Below are 4,678 nucleotides of genomic sequence, written 5' to 3'. Positions count from 1 at the left end.
TCCCGGGCCCCGGCCTCTCATTCCCAGGCCGTCAGCGGGCCGCCCAAAGCTCCGAAGAGCGGCCCGGAAGCCGTATCCCATCTCCGGATTGCCCCTTGTTCAGCGCTCTCCTAGCGCGGCAGGAAATACCGGTGTATTGCTGGGGGTGTGAATGCCGCCAGCTTCAGACCGGGCGCCGGCCCAGCCGGCACCACCGGGCACGCCGCGGGGTCATGGAGCCGGTACGTCGCCCTGGGCGACTCATTCACGGCAGGCCTCGGGGATCCGGAACCGTTGAGTCCCGGCGGCATCCGGGGCTGGGCGGACCGTATTGCCGAGGAGCTCAGCGAGCGCCGCGAGGACTTCGCCTACGCCAACCTCGCCGTCAGCGGCCTCCTGCTGCGGCAGATCCTCGACCGGCAGCTCGGGCCGGCCCTGGCTGCGAAACCCGATCTGGTGACCCTTTCGGCCGGCGGGAACGATCTGGTGTTCCACCGGAGCGATCCGGACCGGCTCGCCGTCGCCCTGGATGCCGCGGTGCAGGAACTGGCCGCCACCGGCGCTACGGTGGTGCTGTTCACCGGCCCGGACTGGGGCGGGACCCCGCTGCTGGGCCGCACCCGCGGCAAGGTCGCCGTCTTCAACGAGAACATCCGCACCATTGCGGCCCGGCACCACGGCGTGATCGCCGACTTGTGGACGCTCCGGCAGCTGGCGCATCCGCAGATGTGGGATCCGGACCGGCTGCACTTCTCGCCGCTGGGACATCACACGATCGCCACGATGGTGCTGGACACCCTCAGCGTTCCGCACAGCCTGCGGCCGCTGGAACCCAAGCCGATGCCCGCCGGCAGCTGGCGGGAAGCCCGGGTCGGAGACCTGACCTGGGCGACGCAGTACCTTGTCCCCTGGATGGTCAGCCGGATCAGGCCACGGGCCGAAGACGTACCGCTGACCGCCAAGCGGCCCGAGCCCGGACCGGTCTACGGATCCCGCGAGGCCGCCCCGGACCCCGCAGCCGGCGCCGCTTAGCCTCGTTTAGCCCTAGTCCGGCCGCGATCCGTCGGCTAGTCTGCAGGAACGGCCGACAGCCGGGTATCGATGGCGATCACGAGGAGCGAAGTTGCCTAATCACACTTACAGCATTTCTGAAATTGTCGGAACCTCCAACGAAAGCGTTGACGCGGCGGTGCGCAACGGCGTCGCCGAGGCCGCGAAGACGCTCCGCAACCTGGACTGGTTCGAGGTCAAGGAGATCCGCGGCCACCTGGCCAACGGCGAAGTTGCCGACTGGCAGGTGACCATCAAGCTCGGGTTCCGCCTGGAGCGCTGAGGTCCGACCCCGGAACGCCGGCCCCTGCGGTGCCGCCCGTGTGCGGACACCGCCGGGACAGCCGCGGGGGCCGGGCACCGGCGCGCAAAACGAGAAAGCAGCCATGCAGTACACCCATCTGGGCCGCTCCGGCCTGACGGTCTCGCGCCTCTGCCTGGGCACCATGAACTTCGGTCCGCAGACGGAGGAGTCGGAGGCCCACGCCATCATGGATTCGGCGCAGGAATCCGGCATCAACTTCTTCGACACCGCCAATGTCTACGGCGGATCGGGCCGCCGGGGCTGGACGGAAGAAATCCTGGGGCGCTGGTTCGCCAAGGGCGGTGAGCGCCGGGAACACACCGTGCTCGCCACCAAGCTCTACGGCACCATGACGGACCGGCCCAACGAGTCCAAACTGTCCGCCCTGAACATCCGCCGGGCGCTGGATGCGAGCCTGAAGCGGCTGCAGACGGACTACATCGATCTCTACCAGTTCCACCACGTGGACCGGAACACCCCCTGGGACGAGATCTGGCAGGCGGTCGGCGTCGCGGTCCAGCAGGGCAAGATCCTGTACTCGGGCAGCAGCAACTTCGCCGGCTGGCACATTGCCCAGGCCCAGGAGGCTGCGGCCCGCCGCCACTTCAACGGCCTCGTCAGCGAACAGTCCATCTACAACCTGCTCACCCGCAACGTCGAACTGGAAGTGATTCCCGCCGCGCAGCAGTACGGGCTGGGACTCATCCCCTGGTCACCGCTGCACGGCGGGCTGCTCGGAGGGGTACTGAAGAAGGAACACGCCGGCGTCCGCCGCGCCACCGGCCGCTCGGTCGAAACCCTCAAAACGCACCAGGACCAGATCCGGCAGTACGAGGACTTCGCCGACGAGCTCGGCCACGAACCGGCCGACGTCGCCCTGGCCTGGCTCCTGCACCAGCCCGCCGTGACCGCTCCGATTGTCGGCCCGCGCACCCGGGAGCAGCTCGATGCCGCCATCCGGGCCCTGGCAGTGAAGCTCGACGCCGACGCCCTCCAGCGCCTCGACGTGATCTTCCCGGGCCACCGGACCGCCCCGGAGGACTATGCCTGGTGAGTTGAGTGAAACCGGCCCCGAGTGGCAATTCAATAGTAAGCATGATTAGTATTGAGGCTGAAGGGCGAAGCGCACCCGGCGATCCGGGTGCCTCCTCAATGAAAGAAGAAGGAACGATAAAATGGGTTTTTTCGCATTTCTGATTCTGGGCCTTATCGCCGGAGCAATCGCTAAGGCAATCCTCCCGGGACGCCAGGGCGGGGGCATTTTCATCACGCTGCTCCTCGGCGTTGTCGGCGCCATTCTTGGCGGCTGGATTGGCGGCGCGCTGTTCGGCAGGGGCCTCAACGAGTTCTTCTCGCTCTCGACCTGGCTGCTGGCCATCGGCGGTGCGATCATCGTCCTGCTGGTTTACGGCATGATCACCAAGCGCTCAGCCCGCAAAAGCTGAGCGTCGCCGGAAACCGGCCCCGGAATTTTCCGGGGCCGGTTTTTCGCACAGGACACGCCATTGGTGCAGCTTCAATTTCAAAGCCCCCGCAAAAAGCCACAGCAGGATTCACAGAGCAGGAGTACAGCATGAAAGCGAAACTTCTTTTCGGCGCCGGAATCGCCGCGGGCTACGTCCTCGGATCACGGTCCGGCCGGGCGGCCTATGACAAACTCAAGGCCCGGGCGGCCGCACTCTGGGAAAGCAAGCCGGTCCAGGACAAGGTGGCCGCGGCAACGGAAGCCGTCAAGGAAAAGGCCCCCGAGCTCCCCGGGCAGCTCACCCAAGCGGCCCGCCGGGCAAGCACCGTCATCGGTTCCGCCACCCATCGCGACAGGGCGGAACACAACAACACCCACGTGAAGAGCGCGGACCAGGCCGCCCCGGACGTCGGATCCGACCCGGCACTCAATGACCGGACCGGCCAGGACTGGTCCGATGAAGGCGGCGCCACCCCGGCCGGGCCGGCCACCAACGTCGATCCGGACAAGGTGCCCTAGCCGGACCTGCGGATGCCACCGGCTACCACGGTGGCATCCAGCTTCCCTGAGTGGAGCACCCGGGCGGTGAGGCCGCTGCGGCGGAACAGTTCGGCGGTCCGGGGCGCCTGCCCCCGGCTCGTTTCGATCAGCAGGCGGCCGCCCGGTGCCAGCCATTGCGGCGCCGCGGCGGCCACACGCCGTTGCACGTCGAGCCCGTCGGCGCCGCCGTCGAGGGAGGCCCTCGGCTCGTGCAGGCGGGCTTCCGGCGGCATCGTCCCGATCGCGGCCGAGGGCACATACGGGGCGTTGACCGCAAGCACCAGGACCGCGCCGCGGAGCCGGGCCGGGATCGGCGCGAAAAGGTCGCCCTCATGGACTTCCCCGCCCAGCGGGAGGACGTTCCGGCGGGCGCACGCCACCGCTGCCGGGTCGACGTCGGCGGCGTGCAGCTCCAGCGGGCCGGCCAGCGAGGCGAGCGCCGCCCCGACGGCGCCGGAACCGCAGCAGAGGTCGACGACGACGGGCGCCGGACGGGCGCCGTCGGACGGCTCGAGGAGCCGGGCGGCCTGCCGGACGAGGAACTCAGTCCGGCGGCGGGGCACGAAGACTCCGGCGTCCACCGCAATCCTTAATCCGCAGAACTCCACCCAGCCCAGGATGTGCTCCAGCGGCACGCCGGAGGCCCTCCGCCGGAGCATGGCCGCGAGTTGCCGCGGCGTGTGCGCGGCCTGCGTCAGCAGGCGCGCTTCCTCTTCGGCAAAGACGCAGCCGGCCGCCCGCAGTGTCCGGACGATCGCCGGCTCGGGAACCGGAAGGGACGGCATGGGAAGGCCCCCTTCCGCCGTGGCTGATGGAAACCCATGCTACCGAACCGGCAGGACGGCTGCACGGGTCCCCCTTGCCCGGCGGCAGCGCACCCTCCGGGAAACTCCGCTGGTCCGGCATTGTTGTGTCGCTGCCGGAGCGGCGGCGGAGGTTCTGGAAGACTGGACCCGGCCGGGGCGTGATCCGGCAGGGAAATCTACGCCGGGGGTCTGTGGGGACCGCCTCCGGCAGCTTGGACTCGTTCGCATATGGTGTTGCTCGACCGGTCGACGCTTATGGTGGTCTTCGCCGTGCTGACCATGACCATGCTGGTGCTCTTCTACTTCGACACCTACCGCAAATCCCGGGCCGCCTTCGCCGGCTGGTGGTGCGTTGCCGTCGGCTCCTTTTTCAGCGCGGCGCTCCTTTACTTCCTGGGGGAAGCCTGGAACCAGGCCTCAGGGCTCCGGTCATGGTGGGGTGATGGGTTTTCGGGTTCGTTGAGTTTCCGGTGTTTTTGATGGCTGGAGGGCTGTTAATCTGATCCGCTCTGTGAGAAAATAGATTTGTGCTGA

7 protein-coding genes are annotated in these 4,678 nt (G+C 68.2%); 6 read left to right on the top strand and 1 reads right to left on the bottom strand.

Features of this window, described 5'->3' with window-relative positions:
* Positions 1-147 precede the first annotated feature (147 nt).
* From J9611_RS20895 to J9611_RS20875, 5 genes are all read left to right on the top strand, one after another.
* Positions 148-1,011, top strand: coding sequence for an SGNH/GDSL hydrolase family protein (locus J9611_RS20895; protein ID WP_211883065.1), 864 nt, complete (start codon positions 148-150; stop codon positions 1,009-1,011).
* 91 nt (positions 1,012-1,102) lie between these two features.
* Entirely contained in the window at positions 1,103-1,312 is a 210-nt protein-coding gene (locus tag J9611_RS20890; RefSeq protein ID WP_211883064.1) for a dodecin, read from the top strand.
* Positions 1,313-1,415: 103 nt separating this feature from the next.
* Entirely contained in the window at positions 1,416-2,387 is a 972-nt protein-coding gene (locus J9611_RS20885) for an aldo/keto reductase (RefSeq protein WP_211883063.1), read from the top strand.
* Between the two features lie 121 nt (positions 2,388-2,508).
* Entirely contained in the window at positions 2,509-2,778 is a 270-nt protein-coding gene (locus tag J9611_RS20880) for a GlsB/YeaQ/YmgE family stress response membrane protein (protein WP_211883061.1), read from the top strand.
* A 128-nt stretch (positions 2,779-2,906) separates the two neighbouring features.
* Positions 2,907-3,317 carry a hypothetical protein gene (locus tag J9611_RS20875; protein ID WP_211883059.1) on the top strand — a complete coding sequence of 137 codons (411 nt, stop codon included), beginning with the start codon at positions 2,907-2,909 and terminating at the stop codon, positions 3,315-3,317.
* Here the strand turns inward: J9611_RS20875 and J9611_RS20870 are convergent.
* A complete protein-coding gene (locus J9611_RS20870; protein ID WP_211883057.1) occupies positions 3,314-4,123 on the bottom strand; it encodes a putative protein N(5)-glutamine methyltransferase in 810 nt (269 codons plus the stop codon). The two genes, J9611_RS20875 and J9611_RS20870, sit on opposite strands and share 4 nt — an antisense overlap.
* Before the next feature lie 249 nt (positions 4,124-4,372).
* Between J9611_RS20870 and J9611_RS20865 the strand changes: the two genes are divergently transcribed.
* On the top strand, positions 4,373-4,624 hold the full coding sequence (locus tag J9611_RS20865; RefSeq protein WP_211883055.1) for a hypothetical protein: 252 nt from the start codon (positions 4,373-4,375) through the stop codon (positions 4,622-4,624).
* Positions 4,625-4,678 lie beyond the last annotated feature (54 nt).

Origin of the sequence: Pseudarthrobacter albicanus, from assembly GCF_018224015.1 — a bacterium.
In the GTDB taxonomy this organism is placed as follows: domain Bacteria; phylum Actinomycetota; class Actinomycetes; order Actinomycetales; family Micrococcaceae; genus Arthrobacter; species Arthrobacter albicanus.
The sequence above is the reverse complement of the archived record's forward strand: the minus strand, read 5'-3'. Positions and strand labels throughout refer to the sequence as shown.

Excerpts from the sequence above, each read along its gene's own strand:
- J9611_RS20885 (WP_211883063.1), top strand. The coding sequence starts at position 1,416 with ATGCAGTACACCCATCTGGGCCGCTCCGGCCTGACGGTCTCGCGCCTC.
- J9611_RS20880 (WP_211883061.1), top strand. The coding sequence starts at position 2,509 with ATGGGTTTTTTCGCATTTCTGATTCTGGGCCTTATCGCCGGAGCAATC.
- J9611_RS20875 (WP_211883059.1), top strand. The coding sequence starts at position 2,907 with ATGAAAGCGAAACTTCTTTTCGGCGCCGGAATCGCCGCGGGCTACGTC.
- J9611_RS20870 (WP_211883057.1), bottom strand. The coding sequence starts at position 4,123 with ATGCCGTCCCTTCCGGTTCCCGAGCCGGCGATCGTCCGGACACTGCGG.
- J9611_RS20865 (WP_211883055.1), top strand. The coding sequence starts at position 4,373 with ATGGTGTTGCTCGACCGGTCGACGCTTATGGTGGTCTTCGCCGTGCTG.